The sequence below is a fragment of the Armatimonas sp. genome, from assembly GCF_031410135.1.
In the GTDB taxonomy this organism is placed as follows: Bacteria; Armatimonadota; Armatimonadia; order Armatimonadales; family Armatimonadaceae; genus Armatimonas.
The window spans coordinates 1-1,214 of record NZ_JANNYP010000870.1 but is presented as its reverse complement, the minus strand read 5'-3'; the positions used below and the strand labels follow the sequence as shown (position 1 = coordinate 1,214).

At 63.8% G+C, this 1,214-nt stretch carries 2 protein-coding genes; both read left to right on the top strand.

All coding sequences use genetic code 11. From position 1 onward, the window contains the following. Positions 1–480, top strand: a 480-nt coding sequence (locus RMO15_RS31265; protein WP_309722578.1) for a bifunctional ornithine acetyltransferase/N-acetylglutamate synthase, incomplete at its 5' end; no start/stop codon positions are given. Between the two features lie 156 nt (positions 481–636). Further along, positions 637–1,164, top strand: a complete 528-nt coding sequence (locus tag RMO15_RS31260; protein WP_309722572.1) for a hypothetical protein — start codon at positions 637–639, stop codon at positions 1,162–1,164. Positions 1,165–1,214 lie beyond the last annotated feature (50 nt).

The following is a 1,214-nucleotide window of genomic DNA, read 5'->3' as shown; positions in this document are numbered from 1 at the left end:
ATTGAGGAACCCGAGGGGCCAGACTTCGAAGCTTTTGTCGCGGCGCTCTCAGAGGTCTGCATCACGCTCGCCAAGAAAGTGGCACGCGACGGTGAGGGGGCGACCAAACTCGTCGAAGTGCGCGTGACGGGCGCGCCGAGTGACGCCGACGCCAAGAAAGTCGGGCGCACGATTGCGGAGTCGCCGCTCGTCAAAACAGCTCTCTTTGGCAACGACCCGAACTGGGGTCGCCTGATGATGGCCGCCGGTCGCGCTGGCGTCCCGTTCGACCCGGACAACGCGTCCGCGACGCTCGCGGGCATCGAGGTCTTCAAACACGGCGTCCCGGCAGCCTTTGATAAAGCCGCCGCCTCCGAAGCGATGAAGACCGACGAAGTGCTCGTGACTGTGGATTTAGGTGCAGGAGACGGCAAAGCCACATTCTACACCTGTGATTTCTCCTACGAGTATGTCAAAATCAACGCAGAGTACACGACGTAACCTCTCCCACCCCCAGCCCCTCCCTCCCCCGGGCACTCGCAAGCTCGTTGGGGAAGAGAGGGGAGCCCGACAGACTCGGTTTACCCTTTCCCAGCGAAGAATGAGCGCCCGGGAGAGGGGGCAGGGGGAGAGGGGGCAGGGGGAGAGGTTGAAAGGATGGATGCAATGAAGCGAGCGATTCTGATTGTAGCGATACTGGCACTGTGTGGGGCAAACGCCCTTGCGACACCGGCGAACAAGGCGGCTCTGGGCGTGCGTTACGGGCGGTTCCTGCCCGCGCGCCTCGACGCCTGCTCGACCTGTCACCGGAGCGCTCCGGGGGCAAAGCAGGGCGTGACGCTGGAAGAGTTCCCCCACAACCCGTTTGGCGCACGCCTCAAGGTGGTTGTGGAGGTTCTCAAGAAATCCGGCCAGCGGGCGGATCTCGGGCGGCGGCTGGAGAAGATTGCGGGCGAGGACAGCGATGGCGATGGCGTGGCCAACGAGGCTGAGCTCCTGCTGGGCCACAACCCCGGCGATGCGAAAGACAAGCCGACGGCGGTGGAGCTGGCGGGGCTAGCGAAAACGAAAGTGGCTTTTGTCGCGTTTCGGAGCGAGTACAGGTGGCAGCCCTTCGAGAGCGTCGTTGCACCAGCGGTGCCGAACCACACCCACCCCAACCCACCCACTCCCCGGCGTTCGTAACTAACAGGGGAAGGGAGGGGGCCACACCCACAAGCAACCCCATACCCAGC